At 58.9% G+C, this 20,031-nt stretch carries 23 protein-coding genes and 1 tRNA gene; 8 read left to right on the top strand and 16 right to left on the bottom strand.

Translation table 11 applies throughout. The annotated features are described in order from the left end of the window. The 11 genes from flgJ to NAO55_RS10120 all read right to left on the bottom strand — a co-directional run bounded on the left by flgJ (window position 1) and on the right by NAO55_RS10120 (window position 9,773). Window positions 1-1,179: a flagellar assembly peptidoglycan hydrolase FlgJ gene (gene flgJ, locus NAO55_RS10170; RefSeq protein ID WP_102840776.1), complete on the bottom strand. Its 1,179-nt coding sequence runs from the start codon at window positions 1,177-1,179 to the stop codon at window positions 1-3. 10 nt (window positions 1,180-1,189) lie between these two features. Continuing rightward, entirely contained in the window at window positions 1,190-2,290 is a 1,101-nt protein-coding gene (locus NAO55_RS10165; protein WP_180981650.1) for a flagellar basal body P-ring protein FlgI, read from the bottom strand. A gap of 11 nt (window positions 2,291-2,301) precedes the next feature. Then, complete coding sequence (gene flgH, locus NAO55_RS10160) at window positions 2,302-3,012, bottom strand: flagellar basal body L-ring protein FlgH (protein WP_102840775.1); 711 nt, start codon at window positions 3,010-3,012, stop codon at window positions 2,302-2,304. Between the two features lie 81 nt (window positions 3,013-3,093). Further along, entirely contained in the window at window positions 3,094-3,879 is a 786-nt protein-coding gene (gene flgG / locus NAO55_RS10155; protein ID WP_013982233.1) for a flagellar basal-body rod protein FlgG, read from the bottom strand. A gap of 35 nt (window positions 3,880-3,914) precedes the next feature. After that, window positions 3,915-4,655, bottom strand: a complete 741-nt coding sequence (gene flgF / locus NAO55_RS10150; RefSeq protein WP_102840774.1) for a flagellar basal-body rod protein FlgF — start codon at window positions 4,653-4,655, stop codon at window positions 3,915-3,917. A 194-nt stretch (window positions 4,656-4,849) separates the two neighbouring features. Beyond that, complete coding sequence (gene flgE / locus NAO55_RS10145; protein ID WP_102840773.1) at window positions 4,850-6,193, bottom strand: flagellar hook protein FlgE; 1,344 nt, start codon at window positions 6,191-6,193, stop codon at window positions 4,850-4,852. A gap of 30 nt (window positions 6,194-6,223) precedes the next feature. Next, window positions 6,224-6,907, bottom strand: a complete 684-nt coding sequence (gene flgD, locus NAO55_RS10140; RefSeq protein ID WP_063541364.1) for a flagellar hook assembly protein FlgD — start codon at window positions 6,905-6,907, stop codon at window positions 6,224-6,226. An 18-nt stretch (window positions 6,908-6,925) separates the two neighbouring features. Further along, window positions 6,926-7,369, bottom strand: a complete 444-nt coding sequence (gene flgC, locus NAO55_RS10135; protein WP_063541363.1) for a flagellar basal body rod protein FlgC — start codon at window positions 7,367-7,369, stop codon at window positions 6,926-6,928. An 11-nt stretch (window positions 7,370-7,380) separates the two neighbouring features. Next, window positions 7,381-7,785: a flagellar basal body rod protein FlgB gene (gene flgB, locus NAO55_RS10130; protein WP_102840772.1), complete on the bottom strand. Its 405-nt coding sequence runs from the start codon at window positions 7,783-7,785 to the stop codon at window positions 7,381-7,383. Window positions 7,786-7,980: 195 nt separating this feature from the next. Beyond that, entirely contained in the window at window positions 7,981-8,808 is an 828-nt protein-coding gene (gene cheR, locus NAO55_RS10125; RefSeq protein WP_102840771.1) for a protein-glutamate O-methyltransferase CheR, read from the bottom strand. A 32-nt stretch (window positions 8,809-8,840) separates the two neighbouring features. Next, complete coding sequence (locus tag NAO55_RS10120) at window positions 8,841-9,773, bottom strand: chemotaxis protein CheV (protein WP_102840770.1); 933 nt, start codon at window positions 9,771-9,773, stop codon at window positions 8,841-8,843. 91 nt (window positions 9,774-9,864) lie between these two features. On the opposite strand from NAO55_RS10120, the gene flgA reads away from it, so the two are divergent. From flgA to NAO55_RS10100, 4 genes are all read left to right on the top strand, one after another. Then, window positions 9,865-10,608, top strand: a complete 744-nt coding sequence (gene flgA, locus NAO55_RS10115; protein ID WP_063541359.1) for a flagellar basal body P-ring formation chaperone FlgA — start codon at window positions 9,865-9,867, stop codon at window positions 10,606-10,608. Between the two features lie 112 nt (window positions 10,609-10,720). Continuing rightward, window positions 10,721-11,047, top strand: a complete 327-nt coding sequence (gene flgM / locus NAO55_RS10110) for a flagellar biosynthesis anti-sigma factor FlgM (protein WP_102840769.1) — start codon at window positions 10,721-10,723, stop codon at window positions 11,045-11,047. Window positions 11,048-11,089: 42 nt separating this feature from the next. Continuing rightward, window positions 11,090-11,560: a flagella synthesis protein FlgN gene (locus NAO55_RS10105; RefSeq protein ID WP_102840768.1), complete on the top strand. Its 471-nt coding sequence runs from the start codon at window positions 11,090-11,092 to the stop codon at window positions 11,558-11,560. Between the two features lie 67 nt (window positions 11,561-11,627). After that, window positions 11,628-12,374, top strand: coding sequence for a flagellar brake protein (locus NAO55_RS10100; protein ID WP_102840767.1), 747 nt, complete (start codon window positions 11,628-11,630; stop codon window positions 12,372-12,374). Between the two features lie 61 nt (window positions 12,375-12,435). Here NAO55_RS10100 and NAO55_RS10095 read toward each other — a convergent pair. Beyond that, window positions 12,436-12,512, bottom strand: a tRNA-Arg gene (locus NAO55_RS10095). A gap of 273 nt (window positions 12,513-12,785) precedes the next feature. On the opposite strand from NAO55_RS10095, the gene NAO55_RS10090 reads away from it, so the two are divergent. The 3 genes from NAO55_RS10090 to NAO55_RS10080 all read left to right on the top strand — a co-directional run bounded on the left by NAO55_RS10090 (window position 12,786) and on the right by NAO55_RS10080 (window position 13,768). Beyond that, the gene (locus NAO55_RS10090) at window positions 12,786-12,998 is read left to right on the top strand and encodes a hypothetical protein (RefSeq protein WP_102840766.1); all 213 of its coding nucleotides are present in this window, start codon (window positions 12,786-12,788) and stop codon (window positions 12,996-12,998) included. Between the two features lie 50 nt (window positions 12,999-13,048). Further along, window positions 13,049-13,234, top strand: coding sequence for a PA3371 family protein (locus NAO55_RS10085; protein ID WP_102840765.1), 186 nt, complete (start codon window positions 13,049-13,051; stop codon window positions 13,232-13,234). Window positions 13,235-13,441: 207 nt separating this feature from the next. Next, window positions 13,442-13,768 carry an Arc family DNA-binding protein gene (locus tag NAO55_RS10080; protein ID WP_102840952.1) on the top strand — a complete coding sequence of 109 codons (327 nt, stop codon included), beginning with the start codon at window positions 13,442-13,444 and terminating at the stop codon, window positions 13,766-13,768. Window positions 13,769-14,386: 618 nt separating this feature from the next. Here the strand turns inward: NAO55_RS10080 and NAO55_RS10075 are convergent. From NAO55_RS10075 to mgtE, 4 genes are all read right to left on the bottom strand, one after another. Further along, complete coding sequence (locus NAO55_RS10075) at window positions 14,387-15,523, bottom strand: sodium ion-translocating decarboxylase subunit beta (RefSeq protein ID WP_102840764.1); 1,137 nt, start codon at window positions 15,521-15,523, stop codon at window positions 14,387-14,389. A 10-nt stretch (window positions 15,524-15,533) separates the two neighbouring features. Next, window positions 15,534-17,321 (bottom strand): sodium-extruding oxaloacetate decarboxylase subunit alpha, encoded by a 1,788-nt coding sequence (oadA, locus tag NAO55_RS10070; protein ID WP_063541352.1) that lies wholly within the window; start codon window positions 17,319-17,321, stop codon window positions 15,534-15,536. Window positions 17,322-17,343: 22 nt separating this feature from the next. Further along, window positions 17,344-17,580: an OadG family protein gene (locus NAO55_RS10065; RefSeq protein WP_102840763.1), complete on the bottom strand. Its 237-nt coding sequence runs from the start codon at window positions 17,578-17,580 to the stop codon at window positions 17,344-17,346. Between the two features lie 140 nt (window positions 17,581-17,720). Then, a complete protein-coding gene (mgtE, locus tag NAO55_RS10060; protein ID WP_063541350.1) occupies window positions 17,721-19,163 on the bottom strand; it encodes a magnesium transporter in 1,443 nt (480 codons plus the stop codon). A 340-nt stretch (window positions 19,164-19,503) separates the two neighbouring features. On the opposite strand from mgtE, the gene NAO55_RS10055 reads away from it, so the two are divergent. Beyond that, on the top strand, window positions 19,504-19,980 hold the full coding sequence (locus tag NAO55_RS10055; protein WP_102840762.1) for a DUF4124 domain-containing protein: 477 nt from the start codon (window positions 19,504-19,506) through the stop codon (window positions 19,978-19,980). Window positions 19,981-20,031 lie beyond the last annotated feature (51 nt).

Genomic DNA, 20,031 nt, shown 5'->3' with positions numbered 1-20,031 from the left:
TTAGCCTCTGGTCCGCATGGCGGGCACCGAATTCGCATCGGCGACGGTTTGATAGGTCTGCATCTTGCGCGCGATCTGACTGATCTTGCGTGCGTACTGGGGGTCGGTGGCGTAGCCGGCCTTTTGCAGCTCCTTGACGAAGCGCTCCGAATCGCCGGTATTGCTCGCCACTTGAATGGCGGTGCGATAACGATTGTTGTTTTCCAGCAGGCTGACGAAATCATCGAAGCTCTGCTCGAACGAATCGTAGGCACGGAAGCCTGCCTTCTCGCGGGTCGCCTTGCCGTTGACGTATTCGGTGGTCGTTACGGTTGCGGAGGCACCTTTCCAGCCGGTTGCCTTGATACCGAACAGGTTGTGGCTGTTGCTGCCATCGGCCTGGCGGATCATGGATTTGCCCCAGCCGGTTTCCAGCGCGGCTTGCGCGACCAGGAATCGCGGCTCGATACCCAGGCGCTCGGCAGCCTTCTCGGCCATCGGCAGCATGGTGGTAATGAACTCTTCGGACGAATTGAAGCGCGTCTTGCTCGGTGAACTGGGCGCGCTCTTCTCCACGCCATTGACCGTCAACGGCCGGTCTTTCGGCGGAACGAACGCCGTGGCGGGCTTCCAGTCGACATTGACCAGCGGCTGCGCGCCTTCGGCAGCCGCCGTCGGAGCGGTCGCCGATACGTTGGCCAGCTGACGATCGCTCGCCTTGCCCGGCAGCGCCAGCCGACGCTGATTGAGCAGGCGCGAATCATCCCGGCCGGTTTCGATCGCGGCAGCCGCTGTCGGCTTGCTCGGCCAGGCCGTGCCTTCGGTCCGGGCCACCTGGGCGAACGGGTTGTTGCGCGTCACCGTCTCGGTCTGCTTGCTCAACTGGCGCACCAGCACGTCCGCCAGCCCGATGCCGCCGCCCTCTTTCGAGAGACTGACCGACAGCTGCTGGTCGTACATGTCCTGGTATTGCTTGGTCGCCTGGCTGTTCAGCGGGTTGTCCTTGGCCAGCACTTCGGTAGCCGAGCGCATCGACTTGAGCATCTCGTTTAGGAACAACGACTCGAATTCCTGCGCAACCTTGCGCACGTTCTCCTCACCATCGCGGTCCTTGCCGACCTTGAGCTGGCTGAGGCGATTGAGATCGTTGTAGCTGCCGCTGTCGAGGGCGCGCGCCCCGCTGCCGAGTCGGTTTTCCATGTCGCTTTCCTTAGATCACGATCAGATCGGCTTGCAGCGCGCCAGCCTGCTTCAGGGCTTCCAGAATGGCCATCAGGTCGCTGGGCGCAGCACCCACCTGATTCACCGCCCGGACGATCTCATCCAGCGTGGTGCCCGGACCGAACTTGAACATCGGTTTGGCTTCTTCTTCGGCTTTCACCTTCGAGTTGGGTACCACCACGGTCTGCCCATCGGAGAACGGCTCGGGCTGGCTTACCTGCGGGTCCTCGGTAATGGTGACCGTCAGGCTGCCGTGGGTAACCGCGGCAGGCTGGACCCGCACGTTCTGGCCGATGACGATGGTACCTGTACGCGAGTTGATGATGACCTTGGCCACCGCCTGGCCGACCTCGACCTCGAGATTCTCCAGAATCGACAGGTAATCCACCCGCTGACTCGGATCCAGCGGCGCAGTCACGCTGATCGAACCGCCATCCAGCGCCTGGGCCACGCCCGGGCCGAGCAGGTCATTGATCTGATCGACGATGTTCTTCGCCGTGGTGAAATCCGGGCGATTGAGGTTCAGCGTCAGCGTGTTGCCCTGATTGAAGCCACTCGGCACCGGTCGCTCGACCGTGGCACCACCGGGGATGCGTCCAGCCGACGGCGAATTGACGGTAATGCGCGATCCATCGGCGCCACTGGCGTCAAAGCCGCCGACAACCAGGTTGCCCTGAGCAACGGCATAGACGTTGCCATCGATCCCCTTCAGGGGCGCCATCAGCAGGCTGCCGCCACGCAGACTCTTGGCATTACCGATGGACGATACGGTGATGTCGATGGTCTGCCCCGGCTTGGCGAAGGGTGGCAGCTCGGCATGAATCGACACCGCGGCGACGTTCTTCAACTGGATATTGCCGCCGGCCGGCACCTTGATGCCGAACTGCGCCAGCATGTTGTTGAAGGTTTGCACGGTGAACGGCGTTTGGGTGGTCTGGTCACCGCTGCCATTCAGGCCAACGACCAGGCCATAGCCGATCAGCTGGTTGCTGCGCACACCGTGAATGGTCGCAACATCCTTCAGCCGTTCGGCATGAGCTGACGCACCGATGGCGAGCAATCCGAGAAAGACGATGGCTTTTCTAATCATCTTCAGGCCCCTCAGAACGGCCAAAGCGGGCTAACGAAGAAACGGCTCAGCCATCCCGGCTGGCTCGCATCAGCAAAAGCACCGGTGCCCGAGTAAGTGATGCGTGCATCAGCCACGCGCGTCGAGGAAACAGTGTTATCGGTAGAGATATCATCCGAACGCACAAGGCCGGCGATACGTACCAGCTCGTCGCCGGTATTGAGGGTCAGCCACTTCTCGCCGCGTACGGCCAGAATTCCATTGGGCAGCACTTCGGAGACGGTCACAGTGATCGAACCGGACAGGCTGTTGCTCTGCCCAGCCTGGCCGGCGCCATTGGTCGAGCTGGAACCGCCAAACTGCGTATCCAACGAAAGCGGACCGCCGTCACGGAGGAGCCCCGCAGCAGGGTTATTCACGCTCACCGCATTGCCCAGGAGCGATGTAAGGCCCATTTCCACATTACTGTCCTTGGAAATCTTCGAGCTGGCATTCTTGCTCGCCTGGGTACGCTCATTGAGGGTGATCGTGATGATGTCCCCTACGCGAAATGCCTTGCGGTCGTCATAGAGATTGGTCTCGAAGCCCGCCTGGTAGATCGCACCATTGTTCTGTGCTGCCGGCAGCGGCGTACGCGGCAACACCGGCGCGTAGTACGGATCGTTCGGTTTAGGCGCAGGAGCGACACATCCGGCCAGCGCCAGGGCGGAGGATAGCGAGACAACAATCAGCAAACGGCTCATAAACACCTCAAGCCATGACAGGCCATCGAAACTACAACGGGCAGCGCTGGTGCCTACCCGCAAACAACGGCAAACCCGCGATCAGAGCTGCTGCGTGACGAACGACAGCATCTGGTCAGCGGTGGAAATGACCTTGGAATTCATCTCGTAGGCACGTTGCGTGGTGATCATGTTCACCAGCTCCTCGACTACGCTGACGTTGGAATTCTCCAAAGTGTTCTGCAGCACCGTGCCCAGGCCGTTGAGACCCGGCGTGCTGACCTGCGGCGCGCCGCTCGCAGCAGTCTCCAGGAACAGGTTGCTGCCCATGGCCTGCAGACCCGCCGGGTTGATGAAATCGGCGGTCTGGATGTTGCCGATGATCTGCGGCTGCGGATTACCCACGGTGGTCACCGACACGGTACCGTCTTCACCCACGGTGAAAGTCTGGGTTTCCGGCGGAACAACGATGGCGGGCTCCAGCGCATAGCCATTGGAGGTCACCAACTGGCCGTCCGAACTCAGATGGAAACTACCGTCTCGGGTGTAGGAAACAGTGCCATCGGGTAGCAATACCTGAAAGAAACCACGTCCATTGATGGCCATGTCCAGCGGTTGCTCGGTGGTCTGCAGGCTGCCGGTGGTAAAAATCTTCTGCGTGCCGGTCACTCGCACACCGGTACCCAGCTGCAGGCCGGACGGCAACTCGCTGTCCTGACTGGACTGGCCACCGGGCTGGCGGCGAATCTGATAGAGCAGGTCCTGAAACTCGGCACGGTCCTTCTTGAAGCCGGTGGTGGACACGTTGGCGAGGTTGTTGGAAATGGTCGTCAGGTTCATGTCCTGAGCGGACAGACCGGTCTTGCTGACCCAAAGTGCTGGAAGCATGAGCTTTCTCCTCGTGCGCCGCTGGCGCCACGCTATTAGCTGAGTTGCAGTACGCGCGCCATGGCAGCCGCATCATCTTCGGCGGTGCGCATCATCTTTACGTGCAGTTCGAACTGGCGAGACAAGGCCAGAATGGATGTCATCTCGGCTACCGCGTTGACGTTGCTGGTTTCCAGGAATCCAGATACCACCCGAACGTTGGCATCGGCCTCGACGGGCTGGCCGTCCTTCAGCCGAATCAGACCATCGGTGCCCTTCTCCAGCTGCTGCGGATCGGGATTGACCAGCTTTATCCGGTCCACCGTGACCACGATGTTCGGGTTCTCCCCCAGGGCGCGGATGCTGATGGTGCCGTCCTGGCCAACGTCGACCTTTTCCTCTGGAGGAATTGCGATCGGCCCGCCATTGCCAAGTACAGGCAAACCATCGGCCGTACGCAGCATGCCCAGTACGTCAATATTCAGGCTACCGGTCCTGACATATGCTTCGCTGCCATCCGGAGCCTGGACGGCAATCCAGCCCTCGCCTTCGACAGCGAGATCCAGATCGCGCCCGGTCTCTTGGAGCGTCCCCGACGTGAAATCGGTGCCTGGGCGCTCCGACATTGCATAAACCCGCGCTGGATGGCTGTCACCAAAAACCTGCATCGAGCGCGCCTGCTCAAAATCCCGGCGAAACCCGGTTGTGGAAATATTCGCCAGATTGTTGGCATGAGCCTGCTGGGCCCGCGCATTCTGGCTGGCACCGGTCATGGCCACGTAGAGCATCTTGTCCATCGGCTTCTCCGAGACGCGAGTTTGACACTAGCGATTCTGTTGTGAACGAAAATGCAAGGCGCATGCCACCCCTACAAACTGACCATAACCTGCTGATCACAAAGAAAGTTTTACAAACGAAAAAGGCCCTCACGGGCCTTTTTCGTTATTAGCGGCGGAATACTGCCGTCAGCGGCAATGATTCGTTGCCGCTATCAGCGCAGATTGATGATAGTTTGCGTCACCGCGCTTTCGGTTTCGATAGTCTTGGCGTTGGCCTGATAGTTGCGCTGAGCCACGATCAGGTTGACCAATTGATCAGACAACTCGACGTTCGAGTCTTCCAGCGCACCGGCCTGTAGCGCACCCAGCGTACCCGAGCCAGGCGTGCCGACCACCGGCTCACCGGATTCGAACGACTGCACCCACTGCGTCTTGCCGACCGGAGTCAAGCCTTGGACGTTGGCGAAGTTGGCCAGAATGATCTGCCCCTGCACCTTGGACTGACCATTGGTGTAACGAGCAAAGATCACACCGGTATCGTCGATTTCCAGGCCAGCCAGCTCACCAGTGGTATAGCCATCCTGCGCGACATTGTTGACGGCAAAAGCACTGGCGTACTGCGTTGATTTGGAAAAGTCAAAGACGATTCCATCGGGGTTGGCTAGAGCACCGTTAGGTGACCATGTGGCGGGAGAGCCGCCGTCGGAGATTGCAGGAGTCCAGCCACCAGAAGGGCTACTAGCAGCGTTGAGTGTGACCCTTTTGGTTGCATTATCGACAGTGAAAAAACCGGAACCATCATCAGTCACGGTCTCTAGCGCACCGGACGCATCAAATGTAAGCCCCATCACATACGGCTGCGGCGGATCTTCCTCCGGATCGTTAGGGCTACGACCATCAATCAACACCTTCATATCCCAGTTGTTCGCATCAGTCTTTATGAAGTACTGGGTCATGACATGCGCATTACCTTGCGAATCGTAAATATTCACCGATGTGGAACTATTGTATGTAGTAGGGTCGGCCGGATCGAAGGCTAGCCCAGCAACTGGCGGCTTTTGCGTCGAATTCAGGTTGAACGCCGTATCGATCTGACTGGTGGCCTTCGGCGCCTGATTGGTCGTCTGCACCTGCAGATTACCCACAACGCCATTCTGCAGATTGCCGTTACCGTCGACCGGGAAGCCCTGCAGCTTGTAGCCAAAATTGTCGACCAGAAAACCCTCGCGGTCGGTACCGAAGTAACCGGCGCGGGTGTAGCTCACCGCACCGTTGTTGCTGACCTGGAAAAAGCCGTTGCCGTTGATTGCCAGGTCGAGTGCATTCTGGGTGTAGTTGATGTTGCCCTGGTTGAATTGCTGCGAGATGTTGGACATCAGCACACCGCTGCCCTGCGGGTTCTTGCCGGTGCCCAACACTGAAGCCGCGTAGACGTCGGAGAACTCCGCGCGCGACTGCTTGAAGCCCACGGTACCGGCGTTGGCGATGTTGTTACCGGTGACGTTGAGATCCTTGCTCGCAGCACGAAGGCCGCTAAGACCGATATTGAAGGACATGGAATCGCTCCTTTGCCGAGGTGCCGGCGGTTATTGTCCGATGATCTGGACCTGGGAGAGGCCGATGCTGCCGATACCGGCAAGGTTGAGCATCAGCTCCCCGCCGTTCTGCCCAAGCGTCACGCTGTCGACGTTCGCCGGCAGCAAGGTGTAAAGCCCTTTGGTTTCGCCTTGATAGGTAGCCTGCGCCTCGAAGCGATAGGTACCGGGCGGCAAGACATTGCCGCTGGAGTCCTTGCCGTCCCACATGAAGGACACGTTGCCAGCCTCCTGCTGACCCATGTTCACGCGCCCGACCGAAGCACCGGTGCTGTCATAGATGTTCACGAAAACGTTGCTGCTGGAGGTCGGCAACACCAGGCTGGCCTTGAAAGTCTCGCTGGTATCGACCACAGCCTTGTCGCTCGGCACGATGACTTTTCGGCCTACCAGCGACGAGGCCTGCAGCGCCTGAGACGACTGGTAGCCAGACAGGATTGTCTGCATGCTCGAGTTGAGCTTCTCGACGCCTTCCACGGTGCTGAACTGCGCTAGCTGACCAATGAATTCGCCGTTTTCCTGAGGCTCCAACGGGTTCTGGTTGTTCATCTGGGCGACCAACAACTCAAGGAACTCGTTCTTGCCAAGCTCGTTGCCTTTGGCTTCGCGGTTTTCACCGAACTGGTACTGATCCAGTATCGAGCCGGTACCACCGACGCCGTTCGTAGTGCTCATAGTGCGCTCTCGTAACTATCACTGACCCAGCGTCAGCACTTTCTGCAACATGGTCTTGGCCGTGTTCATCAGTTCGGCATTGGTCTGGAAGGCGCGACTGGCCGAAATCATGTCAGCCATCTCTTCCACCACATTGACGTTCGGGTAATAAACATACCCGCTTTCGTCGGCGGCTGGATGATTGGGCTCGTAGCGGGCCTGCAACTCGCTCTGGTCCTCGACCACGCCCAGCACTTGAACGCCAACCCCGGCCTGGTCCTGGCCGGCGAACAGCGACTGGTCGGGCTGGCCGTTGGCCTGCTGCAAGACAGTGGCGAATACCGGATGGCGTGCCCGGTAAGTCTGATCGACGCTTGACGAAACGGTCTCGGCGTTGGCGATGTTGCTGGAAATGGTGTTCAGGCGAGTGCTCTGTGCACTCATCCCGCTACCGGCAATGTTGAAAACGCTGCTAAGAGACATGAAGCACTCCTTTATTCGCCGCGCAGGGCATTCATCAGCCCTTTGAATTTGCTATTGAGCAGGGTGAAGCTTGCCTGGAAATCCACGGCATTCTTCGCATAGTTGGATTGCTCGATCTGCAGATCGACGGTGTTCTGGTCGAGCGAGGGATGTGCCGGCGTACGAAAGCGCAACGAGGCATCAGCGATCTCCACACCTTCGGCGGCGATGTGCTTTTCGCTGGTTCGGGTAACGCCGAAGCTGCCCTGACTACGCGCCGCCTGTTCGGCAAGCACGCTACCGAAGTCGAGATCACGGGCTTTGTAATTGGGGGTATCAGCGTTAGCGATATTGTTGGCCAGCACCTCGGCACGCTGTGAGCGAAAGCCCAACGCCTTCTCGTGAATGCCCAATGCCTTGTCGAAACTTATGCTCATTGATCTGCCCTCTGTCGGGTACAGTCTGCTTGCGCACACAGCAGCAAGTGTCGTGCCAGACGCATCAAGAGCTTGATTTACAAGGATATAAAGGGAGGAAGCAGAGCCTTCGGCGTCAAAAGCGGCAAGGGCTTACCGCCTTTTTGCCGCGCTTGGAGCAGAGACGCGACAGTTTTCTGCCGCTCTCTGGAGCGATCACTTGGCCTTGTAGATGATGCCCGGACTGCACTGCACCATCTGGTACAGCTCCGGAAGACCATTGAGGGCCTCGGATGCACCGAGGAAGAGATAGCCTCCAGGGCGTAACGTGGCATGAATACGCTTGAGGATGTCCTTCTTCACATCCGCGGAGAAGTAGATCAAGACGTTACGGCAAAAAACGATGTCGAACTTACCTAGAGCCACGTAGCTGTCGAGCAGGTTCTGGACGCGAAATTCGACGCGCGAGCGGATCGCAGGCTTCACCGCCCAACGGCCCGGCGCCTTGACATCGAAATATCGCTGCAGACGTTCGCTCGATAGGCCGCGGGCAATTGCAAGACTGTCGTATTCGGCAGCCTTACAGGCAGCAAGCATGGCACCGGACAGTTCGGTCGCAACGATCTGCACCCCAGTTTTTGGCTGGCTCGGGTTGCCGCGCTCATACTCGTCGATGGCCATGGACAGCGAATATGGCTCCTGCCCCGAGGAGCATGCGGCGGACCAGATTCGCAGCCGCTGGCCGGACGCGCCTTTCAACATTTCGGGCAAAACCCGCGCCTTGAGCACTTCGAACGGATAGGTATCGCGGAACCACAGCGTTTCGTTGGTCGTCATCGCATCGACCACCAACTCGCGCAGCCCGCTGCGCGGCTGCGCCTGAATCTTCCTGACCAGGTCACCAAGCGTCTTGATGCCCTGCTGCTCCATCAGCTTGTTCAGGCGACTGGACACCAAATACTGCTTGTTGCTGCCCAGCAGGATGCCGCACGTCTTTTCAAGGAATACCCGGAACTGCTCGAAATCCAGATCGACTGACACCAATAAAGCCTCACCATCATGTAGAGGACCGAGCCTCAGTTTGCATCCGCCTGCCTGATCCGATCAGCCACCCGGGCTGCAAGATCGTCAGGCTGGAACTTGGCGAGAAAATCATCCGCGCCCGCCCGCTTCACCATGTTCTGGTTGAACACACCGGAAAGCGAAGTATGCAGCAGTATATGCATACCATGCATGCGCGGATCGTGCCGCACCTCGGTAGTCAGGGTATAGCCATCCATTTCCGGCATTTCAATATCGGAAATCATCATCAGGAATTCTTCAGCTGGGTTCTTGCCCTCATCCGCCATCCGCTTCAGGTAGTTGAGAGCCTCGCGCCCGTCGTTCAACTTGATGACTTCGACCCCAAGGTTCTCCAGGCATCGCGTGATCTGCTTGCGCGCCACCGACGAGTCATCGACGATCAGAACGCGGCAGGAGAGCGCCTTATTCCGGGTATCCTCATCCACGACATTAGGCGAAATCTCCTCGGAGGTCGGCGCCACCTCGGCCAGCACCTTTTCCACGTCGATGATTTCGACCAGTTTGTTGTCGATGTGCGTAACGGCTGTCAGATAGTGGTTTCGCCCCGCGCCCTTGGGTGGAGGCAAGATGGCCTCCCAGTTCAGGTTGACGATTCGCTCGACCGAACGCACCAGAAACCCGAGCGTGCGGTTGTTGTACTCGGTAATCACCGCAAAGGAATTTTGCACGTCCATCAGCGCGGATTTGCCGGTAGCGAGAGACAGATCGAGTATCGGCAAGGTACTGCCGCGAATGCTCGCCACGCCGCGCACCACCCGCCCACACTTGGGCATGATGGTCAACCGAGGACACTGCAGCACCTCTCGGACCTTGAACACGTTGATCCCATACAACTGCTCGCCCTCAAGGCGAAACAGCAGCAACTCAAGGCGATTCTGACCCACCAACTGGGTACGCTGGTTAACCGAATCCAATACACCGGCCATGCCAGTCTTCCTCTCTGCGTGCAGATTATCGGGGCTGGCGACCTTAAGGTGACGGCACGCCCCTTGCTTCGGTTGGGATATGAACGTCCATATGACCATTTTCCGGCGCGATAGCCAGAGACTGCGAAAAAGCGCAGCGGTGCTCGTTGCGCTGTGCGCGATCGGGCAGCTTGCCCATGCGTCAACCATGTCACATTCCAAACAGCTTATCGACGTGACTGAACAGTTTCTTGAGGGTTCAGTGGTCGACTATTTAAGCCGGACTGACATCCAGGCGCGCCATGAGGTCAAGGTAAGCCGACTCGATCCACGCCTGCGACTAAACCAGTGCGATCAGCCACTGACAGCAAGCCTGACCAGTACGAGCGCCCCCATCGGCCGCGTCACCGTACGGGTAAGCTGCCAGGGCAGCAGCCCATGGTCGGTTTTCGTCCCGGCACAGGTGAGACTGTATCGGCATGTCATCGTGGCCAGCAAATCACTGCTGCGGGATACGGTACTGAGCGAAAGCGACGTCAGCATCGCGGAGCGAGACGTCTCGAACCTTAGCCAGGGCTATCTGACCCGGTTCGATGAAGTGCTGGGCACCAAGCTAACTCGGCCGGTGCAGCCCGACCAGGTGATCGCACCCAACCAGATTGAGCTGGCGAAGGCCGTGCGCAAGGGCGATCATGTCGTCATCACGGCGAGATCCGGCACGATCAGCGTGCGCATGCCCGGTGAAGCCATGGCTGACGGTGTTCCGGGCAAACAGATTCCGGTAAAGAACCGCCGTTCCGGCCGCACGGTAAAGGCTCGGGTAGTCGCACCCGGTCAGGTCGAAGTTGCGATGTAGATGAGGCCGCAGCAGGTAGCTTTTCCGTGTGCCCCAAAGAAAAAAACGCTAAAGTTCTGTCCATTGTTGCCGAACACATGGCAAGCGTCCTGATTCCTTCGAGGTTTGCATCATGGTCATCGACTTCAATCGACCCAACAGCCCACTGAATGCCCCTACCGGGCGTAACAGTGTGCAAAGCAACGAGCGCGCGGCCGCTCCGCAACAGGAGACGACCGGCGAGGCAAGCAAAACCGCTGGCACCAACACTGCCGGTGATACCGTGCAACTGAGCCCCGAAGCTCAGCGCCTGCAGCAAGCGGCCGACAAATTGAACGATCAGCCTGCGGTCGATCAGGAGCGTGTGGCCAAACTCAGGCAAGCGATTGCCGATGGCTCCTACCAGGTCGACAGTGCACGCGTGGCAGCCAAGCTCCTGGCGTTCGAAACGCAACGCTAAGTCCGGGCCCATTTTTCATACGAATCCGCCCCGAGTTCCGACATGCATGACGCTGCAGTGCTTGAGCAACTGACCGACGATATCGGCATAGCCCGCCAACTCCTTGAGCTTATTGATCAGGAGTTTGCAGCCCTGGGTGATCGCAACCTGGTCGAACTGGAAGCCACACTGAGCAAGAAGCAGCCCCTGCTCGCCTTGCTTGGCCAGCACAGTGCTCAACGCAGCCAATGGCTTGTCGATCAGCGACTGAGCCCCGACAGAGCAGGCCTGGAAATCGCGGCGAGTCGGATCGAGCAAGGCGAAGCCCTGATCGAAAAGGCCAAGCTTCTCGAAACCGAACTCGAACGCTGTCGCTCTGCGAACGAGCGTAACGGCCGCCTGATACGAGCCAATCAGAGCACGCTGGGTGAAATGCTGAAGATCCTGCAAGGCAAGGACGACACTCCCAGCCTCTACGACAATCGCGGAAGCGCAGCGAAAAACAAGCAACAGCGGCCACTGAGCCAGGCCTGAACGAACAAGAGCAACAAGTAAGGACGCAACACGATGGTGAGCACAACGCACCGGAGAGCACAGGACCGTGTCTAGCCTATTTCTGGACGAAGACGGTCCACAACCTCCCAAGCTGCTGACCGCGCCGCTGGAGATTTATGCCAACCTGCGTCCGCTTCTCGATAACAACATCGCGCTGACCCTTAGGTTCCATGAGCGCAATCAGCGCTATCAGAGCTTTCTGGTGCAGATGAACCGGGAAACCGGATGGATCGCACTGGATGAGCTGATCCCCAATGACGGCGAGCGCCTACTGCTTCAGGGCGAGCCGATCAACATCGAAGGCTTCTACGAAGGCGCCAGAATCTCTTGGACGAGCGACCGAGAGGTTCATCTAGGCGAAATTGACGGTGCTCGCTGCTACTGGATCCCAACCCCGGCAGAACTGACCTACCACCAGCGGCGCAATGCATATCGCGCACAGCTCAACGAAACCGCGGTGGCCGCGCAGCTTGGCGGCGCTTCGGTGCGCACGGCGCTGGAAGGGCAACTACTCGATATTTCAGCCACAGGGTGCAAGCTCAGCATCAAGGGCAACCACCAGGGCAACCTACAGACTGGCCAGGTATACGAACTGGCAGCCAAGCTGCCCATCGGACAGATCCAGAGCGATGTCGAGCTTCGCCATCTCGTAATCGATGAGAAGCGGGACATATCGTTGTGCGGCTTTCGCTTTCATCGCCTCAGCGGGCAGACACAGCGCCAGATAGAACGTCTCGTCTACCAACTGCAGCGCGACGCTCGCCGCGATAACGCCGCTACCCCATTCGGCTAACGCCGCCCTTCATATGGCAGGAGCTCGCTGCCCTCACACCCTACCGGCGAACAGGGCGCTATGGCGTCCCAGGCGAGGTTCGAACTCACAACCTTCCCCTTAGGAGGGGGATGCTCTATCCAATTGAGCTACTGGGACCGGATCACGCGGGCGGCATCTTAGCGACACCAGGGCCTTTTGTCATGCCCCACGCAGTGCGTGCCCATACTCGACAAACCATCGGCACCAGCTCCAGGGAACCGTGCATTGCATTTTGCATGGACCTCAACTGCGCCCCGTGCAAAGCGCAATCCAGACCAGCATAGCAACACACTTAACTTATTGATTTTTAAATACTTTTTTGTCATTAAACTTTGGCATGACAGCTGCAAAGAGTAAGGCACACTCAACGTGACGCGAAGGATAACGCTCATGATCAAGCCGGCCTTTCTTCTTGGTGCAGGATTCGCATTCGCAGCTCTGACCGCCTTGCAACTCCCACCAGCCGAGCTTCCACAGGTGACCTACGAGCCGACATCTCGGCTGTCTCTGCAGTACTCCGGCACCATCCCCAGCGCACAGGCAACGACGCTCAGCGCCACGGAAACAGCCATCCCTGCGCAACCGCAACGCTGGGTCTTCTAGTGATTGGTAAAAGCCAGCTAGGTTCCGCAAAAAAGAGAAGGGGGACTTTCATGTCTAAATCCGCACTGACTTGCCTGGTGCTAACGATTGCCTGTGCCTGCGGCGCATACCTGTTTCCAGAAAGCACGGCTATCTCGAGCACGACGCTGAAAGCCGGCCTAGGCGTCTTCGGTGTGCTCTTTCTCATCACCGCGATCATCGGCCGCAGAGTCAAATTCGACCCGGTATTACGCTAACCGCAGCACCAATGAGGCACTGCATCACAGTAAAGGCACTTTGACAGCACAAGGTCTTTACTAATCCCCGGCTCGTCGTACAATTGGCGCCATGAAGCCGTCTCCATAATTTTTACCGGCAGACGGAACAGCAAGGTACTGGTGGTTGTCAGACCGGTGACTACCCCGGCAATACGCCAGCACGCCCACCTGACTAACCGGTTAATTATGCGCCCTATGAAACAGGCAGTTTATTCCAGCCGCACGGCTGACAAATTCGTCGTACGACTTCCCGACGGTATGCGCGAACGCATCGCTGAAGTGGCGCGCAATCATCATCGCAGCATGAATTCCGAGATAATCGCGAGGCTAGAGCAGAGCCTGCTACAGGAAGGTGCGCTCGATGAAGACCTCAGCATGCGCCTGGACAGTCCAGAGCTATCGCTGCATGAGCGGGAGCTCCTACAGCGATTCAGGCAGCTCGCTCACCGCCAGCAAAACGCCCTTATCGCGTTGATCGCTCAGGACACTGAGCTGGCCAAGGAAGAAGTCTGACGGGCATCAGGCAGGGCTTCAGGCCCTGCCTGATGCTAGGTATTCACTGACGCACCATGACGTCGCCAGACACGACGCACACTGCCCCCACGCCTACCACTCCCTGAACTCTTCTCTACTACTCCAGCAACTGCGATGCATCGCCCCCTGCTGATGCATGAAGCAGCCAGCCCAGCACACCATTTTTCAAGCTTGATCCTCGGCAAAAGGTCACTACGCCCGAGACTGACTTATAGCCGACGGCAATCGTAGGACACAGCCAAGCTGGTACGTAGCATGATGATCCGAACTACCGAGCGCAGCTAGGCAAGCCCTTCTGCGCAGGCAGCGCCAGGATGAAGTGTTCGGCCAAGTCATTGGTGCGCGAGAGACAGGGCCCTCCCGGAGACGGAAAAACCCAAGCGGCGAAGAAGACGGCGAAAGGTCTTCCCGGCAGAGCTCTGCTGACGGTCGCTCTTGAGCCCGAGACTTGTTCGCCCCCCAAGGCACCGCAAAGAATCCGCTGCCAGGAGCAGCGGTCGGATTTACGGTTGTTCATCCGCCGCCTAGAAGACTTGCGGAGACCGCGCTACCAAGCCTCCACAGCCACCGCGGATGAACAACCTACCTAGGGGTCAGCTAGCCAACAAAGTTGAGCAAAACGCCGGCAGCCACGGCTGAGCCGATAACCCCAGCCACGTTCGGGCCCATGGCGTGCATCAGCAGGAAGTTCTGTGGATTAGCTTCCAGCCCCACCTTGTTGGATACACGTGCAGCCATCGGAACCGCGGATACGCCTGCCGAACCAATCAGGGGATTGATCTTGTTCTCACTGAAACGGTTCATCACTTTTGCCATGAAGATCCCTGCGGCAGTGCCGCCGCAGAAGGCCACCATTCCCAGCACCAATATACCGAGCGTTTTCAGCTGCAAGAACGCCTCCGAGGACAGCTTGGAACCCACGGTAAGACCCAGCGCGATGGTGACGATGTTGATCAGAGCATTGCGCGACGTGTCAGCCAGACGGTCAACGACACCGCACTCACGCAGCAGATTGCCGAATGCAAACATGCCGACCAACGGCGCTGCATCAGGCAGCAAGAGGCCCACCAGCAAACACAGAACCAGCGGAAAGACGATCTTCTCGACCTGACTCACATGTCGTAGCTGCGTCATGACAATGGCGCGCTCTTCCTTCGTCGTCATGGCGCGCATGATCGGCGGCTGTATCAGCGGTACCAGCGCCATGTAGGAGTAAGCCGCGACGGCAATAGGGCCGAGTAACTCAGGCGCTAATTTGGACGTCACGAAAATCGAGGTGGGGCCATCTGCGCCGCCGATGATCGCGATGGAAGCGGCCTCACGCAAGGTGAACTCCATACCCGGAATACCGGCGGCGGTAAGCGCCAACGCACCGAGCAGCGTAGCGAAGATGCCGAACTGCGCCGCAGCCCCAAGCAACAGCGTCTTCGGGTTGGCGAGCATCGGACCGAAATCGGTCATCGCTCCGACACCCATGAAGATCAGCAGCGGGAACACGCTGGTCGGCAGGCCGACTTCATAGAACAGGTGAAGGATGCCGGCACCCTCCCCCATGTTGGCCACCGGAATGTTCGCCAGGATGCCGCCGAAACCGATCGGAATCAGCAGCAGCGGTTCGAAGCCTTTGCGGATGGCCAGGTAGATCAGCCCCAGACAGACGAGAATCATCAATGCCTGCCCGGGCTCCAGGTGATAGAGACCGGTCCCTTGCCACAGCTTGAGCAACTTATCCATGCAACTCCCCTTAAGCGATGCTCAGCAAGCTGTCGCCGACCGAAACCGCGTCGCCAACCTTGACGTTGACCGAAGCAACAGTGCCGGCCTTGAACGCTCGGATCTCGGTTTCCATTTTCATGGCTTCGAGAATCACCACCAGGTCACCCTCCTGGACGAGCTGCCCAGGCTGCACCAGCACCTTGAATATGTTACCGGCCAGCGGTGCCGGCTGCGGCTCTCCACCAGCCGGAACGGCCGCGGTCGAGTTGGCACTGGCAGCGCCGGTAGCAGGATCAGCACCGAGCGGCTTGATGCCTTCGATGTCACCACCGTCGTTGACCTGCACAACGAACGACTTGCCGTTGACCTCGACGGTGTAAACCTCCGGCTTGCCCGGCTCGCGCACCGGCGGTTCGCTGCCGGTGGGTGCCGGCTCGAACGCCGCGGGGTTGCCGCGATTCTCGAGGAACTTCAGGCCAATCTGTGGAAATAATGCGTAGGTCAGGACGTCGTCGATGGCATCCTCAGCCAGCTTGATGTTCTTCTCGCGAGCCAGCCCCTCGAGTTCGGCTGCCAGCCGCTCCATCTCCGGCTGCAGTAGATCTGCAGGACGGCAGGTTATGACCTCGGCACCGTCAAGCACACGCGCCTGCAACTCGGCGTTGAATGGCGCCGGCGCCGCACCGTACTCGCCCTTTAGCACACCGGCGGTTTCCTTGGTGATCGACTTGTAGCGCTCACCGGTCAGTACATTGATCACCGCCTGGGTGCCAACGATCTGCGAAGTTGGCGTCACCAGCGGAATGAAGCCAAGGTCTTCGCGCACACGCGGAATCTCGGCCAGCACTTGGTCGAACTTGTCCTGAGCGCCCTGCTCCTTGAGCTGGCTTTCCATGTTGGTGAGCATCCCGCCCGGCACCTGAGCGACCAGGATGCGCGAGTCGACGCCCTTGAGGTTACCCTCGAACTTCGCATACTTCTTGCGCACCTCACGGAAGTAAGCGGCAATTTCCTCCAGCAGTTCCAGGTCGAGCCCGGTATCACGCTCGGTGCCCTGGAACATGGCGACCACCGACTCCGTCGGGGAGTGGCCATAGGTCATCGACAGGGAGGAGATTGCGGTGTCGACATTGTCGATACCTGCCTCCACGGCTTTGAGAATGGCGACGGACGACAGGCCGGCAGTGGCATGGCACTGCATATGGACGGGGATTGCCAGGCTGGCCTTAAGGCGCGAGACCAGCTCGAACGCCATATAGGGCGTCAGGATGCCGGCCATGTCCTTGATTGCTACAGAGTCGGCACCCATGTCCTCGATCTGCTTAGCCAGATCGACCCACATGTCCAGCGTATGCACCGGGCTGGTGGTATAGGAAATTGTGCCCTGAGCATGCTTGCCTTGCTGCTTCACCGCGCGCAGAGCCGTTTCCAGATTACGCGGATCATTCATCGCATCGAATACACGGAACACGTCCACGCCGTTGACCGCTGCGCGCTCGACGAACTTTTCCACTACATCGTCGGCATAGTGACGATAGCCCAACAGGTTTTGCCCGCGCAGCAGCATCTGCTGACGCGTATTGGGCATCGCCTTCTTCAGCTCACGAATACGCTCCCAGGGGTCTTCGCCCAGGTAGCGAATACAGGCGTCGAACGTAGCGCCTCCCCAGCTCTCAACCGACCAGAACCCGACCTGGTCGAGCTTGGCTGCGATCGGCAGCATGTCTTCCAGGCGGACGCGCGTGGCGAGAATGGACTGGTGCGCATCACGCAGCACCACGTCGGTGATGCCGAGTGGCTGTTTAGCAATGGTCATGGAAGGAACTCCCTTTCCAGAGTCAACCGCGGCGCGCGCGGTGTTGATGAATGGCGGCCTTGATCGCCGCGAGCGTATCCGCATCCGCGATGGTGACTGGCGCAGCCGCTAGCTGAGGCTCCGGGGCGCTTACGAAGCGACCGGTGAGGTAGGACATCAGGCGAATGCAGAGGATCAACAGAACGAGGAAAGCAAAGACGAAACCGATGCCGAATAGCATGAGTTCGACGCCTTCGAGCAGAAGTTGGCTGGGGGTCATCGGGAGTTCCCTTGTCAGCAGCTCGAGCTGCTTGTTATTCGCTGCGTTGGTTCGGACAGGTTTCGCGACACGCGAAACGGCCGAACCTTAGCCCGAAACAGAGAAACAAGGCAAACCCCTACAAGACGCGAAAAGTCGCGCTACAGCAGAAAAATCGTCGCCAATCCGAGAAAAATGAAGAACCCGCCACTATCGGTCATGGCTGTGATCATCACGCTTGCCCCCATTGCCGGATCACGCCCGAGACGCGCAAGAGTCATCGGAATCAGCACCCCCATCAAGGCGGCCAGCAGCAGATTCAGCGTCATTGCGGCGGTCATCACGACCCCCAGAGACCAGCTACCGTATAGCCACCAAGCCACCGCACCGATGACGCCACCCCAGACAAGCCCGTTGACCAGCCCGACTCCAACTTCCTTGCGCAGCAGCCGCGCAGTGTTGCCGGTACCCACCTGATCCAGCGCCATGGCGCGAACGATCATGGTGATCGTCTGGTTGCCGGAGTTGCCGCCGATGCCTGCGACAATTGGCATCAGCGCCGCCAGCGCAACCAGCTTCTCGATGGAGCCGTCAAACAGGCCGATCACTCGCGAGGCGACGAACGCCGTTACCAGGTTCACCGCCAGCCAGGCCCACCGGTTGCGTACCGATTTCCAGACCGAGGCGAAGATATCCTCCTCCTCGCGCAGACCGGCCATGTTGAGCACTTCGCTTTCACTCTCCTCACGAATGAGGTCGACCATCTCGTCGATAGTCAGTCGGCCGATCAGCTTGCCGCCCTTATCGACAACCGGCGTGGAGACCAGGTCATAGCGCTCGAATGCCTGTGCCGCGTCATAGGCGTCCTCGTCCGGATGAAAGGTGACCGGATCACTTGCCATCACTTCGGCGACCTGTTTGTCTGGATCGTTCACCAGCAGGCGCTTGATCGGCAGAACACCCTTGAGCACGCCGTCGTAGTCGACCACGAACAGTTTGTCGGTATGACCGGGGAGTTCCTTCAGGCGACGCAGGTAGCGAAGCACAACCTCCAGACTGACGTCTTCGCGAATGGTGACCATCTCGAAGTCCATCAACGCACCGACCTGATCCTCCTCGTAAGACAGGGCCGAACGCACTCGCTCACGCTGCTGCGCGTCGAGGCTTTCCATCAGTTCATGAACGACATCGCGCGGCAGTTCGGGCGCTAGATCCGCCAGCTCATCTGCGTCCATTTCCTTGGCCGCAGCAAGCAACTCGTGGTCGTCCATGTCTGCGATCAGCGTTTCACGGACCGCGTCGGAAACCTCGAGCAGAATGTCGCCATCACGCTCGGCCTTGACCAGCTGCCAGACAGTCAGTCGCTCTTCGAGCGGCAAGGCTTCGAGAATGTGGGCGACGTCGGCAGGGTGCAGCTCATCGAGCTTGCGCTGCAGCTCGGCAAGAATCAGCCCTTGGTCATAATCCTCACTCAGAACTGCCGGCTGACCATCCTGACGAACCCCACCGTCTTCACCAAGCCGATGACGCTGCAGCAGCTCGACCACCTGCGCCAGGCGATCCTGCAGGGTTTCTTGAGGCTTTTTTGCTTCTACTTCTGTCATGGCGCACTCCACCCCCGGCCGAGAGCGCGCCAGGGGAAATCATTCAATCAATAGCTGATTGGCAATCGGGAAACGTGAGCGACTACTGGGTAAGTCCATACGGGAAGGTTGTTCCACAAACCCTGAGGGCAGATGCAGCAATCATAACATCGCGACGGCGCAGCCGATGCGCTCAACTACAGCCATTCCAGGCGATCCGCATGCGACGCGCATGAACGGCTCGCCTAACTCGACAAAGCCGACGTTCTGTCGACGTCTTCACGAGACAAGGAGACACAGATGCCAAGGGCGCTTTTTATTGAGTAGCCTGCAGTACAGTTGCTTAGTCAAGGAGGACGAAATGAAAGCACTGTTTATTTGTACGGGCCTGCTTCTGCTGGCAAATCCGGCTTTTTCGGCAATGGTGTACCGCTGCACCGACCAGTCCGGACACGTGACCTTCAGTCAGCAGGGGTGCCCAGAAGACCAGCGTCAGCATCGGCAAAAGGCTGTGAGCCCGACACCGAGCTCCGGCAAGGCCGTGCCCATGGCAGTTCCCAGGAAACGCGCTACTCGTAGGGAGGCGGAAGGATTGGAGATCGTTGCGCAGAAGGAAGATGGTTGCGGCAACCGGGTGACAGGAAGCGAGCGGCGCAGCGCAATCATCAGCAAGCAGATCCGCGCAGGCATGACGCGTAGTGACGTGGAAAGCGCGCTGGGCAGTCCGGAAAGCGTCACCAGCAACAACGGCAAGACACGCCTGCGCTTCCGCGACAGCGGCGGCCAGCTGCGCACAGTCAGCTTCGACGAGCACGGTTGCGTAACGGGCGGACGATAGGGGACACGGAAATAAAAAAGGGCCTGCATCGCTGCAGGCCCTTTCTTGATT

The sequence above is a fragment of the Stutzerimonas frequens genome (genome assembly GCF_024448335.1).
Lineage (GTDB): Bacteria > Pseudomonadota > Gammaproteobacteria > Pseudomonadales > Pseudomonadaceae > Stutzerimonas > Stutzerimonas frequens.
This window is presented reverse-complemented; position numbering and strand designations above follow the sequence as displayed.

Bases quoted from the DNA above. Each gene is read 5' to 3' on its own strand.
- flgJ (WP_102840776.1), bottom strand. From the start codon at position 1,179: ATGGAAAACCGACTCGGCAGCGGGGCGCGCGCCCTCGACAGCGGCAGC.
- NAO55_RS10165 (WP_180981650.1), bottom strand. From the start codon at position 2,290: ATGATTAGAAAAGCCATCGTCTTTCTCGGATTGCTCGCCATCGGTGCG.
- flgH (WP_102840775.1), bottom strand. From the start codon at position 3,012: ATGAGCCGTTTGCTGATTGTTGTCTCGCTATCCTCCGCCCTGGCGCTG.
- flgG (WP_013982233.1), bottom strand. From the start codon at position 3,879: ATGCTTCCAGCACTTTGGGTCAGCAAGACCGGTCTGTCCGCTCAGGAC.
- flgF (WP_102840774.1), bottom strand. From the start codon at position 4,655: ATGGACAAGATGCTCTACGTGGCCATGACCGGTGCCAGCCAGAATGCG.
- flgE (WP_102840773.1), bottom strand. From the start codon at position 6,193: ATGTCCTTCAATATCGGTCTTAGCGGCCTTCGTGCTGCGAGCAAGGAT.
- flgD (WP_063541364.1), bottom strand. From the start codon at position 6,907: ATGAGCACTACGAACGGCGTCGGTGGTACCGGCTCGATACTGGATCAG.
- flgC (WP_063541363.1), bottom strand. From the start codon at position 7,369: ATGTCTCTTAGCAGCGTTTTCAACATTGCCGGTAGCGGGATGAGTGCA.
- flgB (WP_102840772.1), bottom strand. From the start codon at position 7,785: ATGAGCATAAGTTTCGACAAGGCATTGGGCATTCACGAGAAGGCGTTG.
- NAO55_RS10120 (WP_102840770.1), bottom strand. From the start codon at position 9,773: ATGGCCGGTGTATTGGATTCGGTTAACCAGCGTACCCAGTTGGTGGGT.
- flgA (WP_063541359.1), top strand. From the start codon at position 9,865: ATGACCATTTTCCGGCGCGATAGCCAGAGACTGCGAAAAAGCGCAGCG.
- flgM (WP_102840769.1), top strand. From the start codon at position 10,721: ATGGTCATCGACTTCAATCGACCCAACAGCCCACTGAATGCCCCTACC.
- NAO55_RS10105 (WP_102840768.1), top strand. From the start codon at position 11,090: ATGCATGACGCTGCAGTGCTTGAGCAACTGACCGACGATATCGGCATA.
- NAO55_RS10090 (WP_102840766.1), top strand. From the start codon at position 12,786: ATGATCAAGCCGGCCTTTCTTCTTGGTGCAGGATTCGCATTCGCAGCT.
- NAO55_RS10085 (WP_102840765.1), top strand. From the start codon at position 13,049: ATGTCTAAATCCGCACTGACTTGCCTGGTGCTAACGATTGCCTGTGCC.
- NAO55_RS10080 (WP_102840952.1), top strand. From the start codon at position 13,442: ATGCGCCCTATGAAACAGGCAGTTTATTCCAGCCGCACGGCTGACAAA.
- NAO55_RS10075 (WP_102840764.1), bottom strand. From the start codon at position 15,523: ATGGATAAGTTGCTCAAGCTGTGGCAAGGGACCGGTCTCTATCACCTG.
- oadA (WP_063541352.1), bottom strand. From the start codon at position 17,321: ATGACCATTGCTAAACAGCCACTCGGCATCACCGACGTGGTGCTGCGT.
- NAO55_RS10065 (WP_102840763.1), bottom strand. From the start codon at position 17,580: ATGACCCCCAGCCAACTTCTGCTCGAAGGCGTCGAACTCATGCTATTC.
- mgtE (WP_063541350.1), bottom strand. From the start codon at position 19,163: ATGACAGAAGTAGAAGCAAAAAAGCCTCAAGAAACCCTGCAGGATCGC.
- NAO55_RS10055 (WP_102840762.1), top strand. From the start codon at position 19,504: ATGAAAGCACTGTTTATTTGTACGGGCCTGCTTCTGCTGGCAAATCCG.